Here is a 455-nt window from a genome sequence, read left to right as displayed (position 1 = left end):
AATATAACAAAGATAGATAGAGAATTAACTGCTTATAATAAAGAAAGAGAGAAACTTATTAATAAGTATGGAGAGAAGGACGAAGAAGGTAATTTAAAAACCAAGGAAGATGGGACTATTAATATATTAGATATAGATAGTTTTAACAAGGATTTAAAAGAAATTCTAGAAATAGAAACAGAAGTAGATATACATCTTATAGACTTAGAAAAAGTTAATGTAGATATAAATATTACTCCTGGAGAGCTTATGTTAGTAGATTATATGTTTGAATAGATCCTTCTAAAATCTAAGAAAGGAGGGAGAATTATTTATACAACAAGTACAGCATATAAAACAGCAATAAAAGAAGCTACAAGAAGTTTTGAATGTAAGGTTACAATACTAGATAAAGTCTATAAAAATGAGGATATTGCAGATATTATTATAGAGGGTAATATACAACCTTCTGATGG

1 protein-coding gene is annotated in these 455 nt (G+C 26.8%); it reads left to right on the top strand.

Annotation, left to right across the window (positions count from 1 at the left end):
• Positions 1 to 276 (top strand): hypothetical protein (locus ACQPUY_RS17805; RefSeq protein WP_430843398.1); only part of this gene is annotated, 276 nt, incomplete at its 5' end.
• Positions 277 to 455: the final 179 nt, after the last annotated feature.

Source organism: Clostridium nigeriense (assembly GCF_050585245.1).
Taxonomy (GTDB): Bacteria; Bacillota; Clostridia; order Clostridiales; family Clostridiaceae; genus Clostridium; species Clostridium nigeriense_A.
The sequence above is the reverse complement of the archived record's forward strand: the minus strand, read 5'-3'. Positions and strand labels throughout refer to the sequence as shown.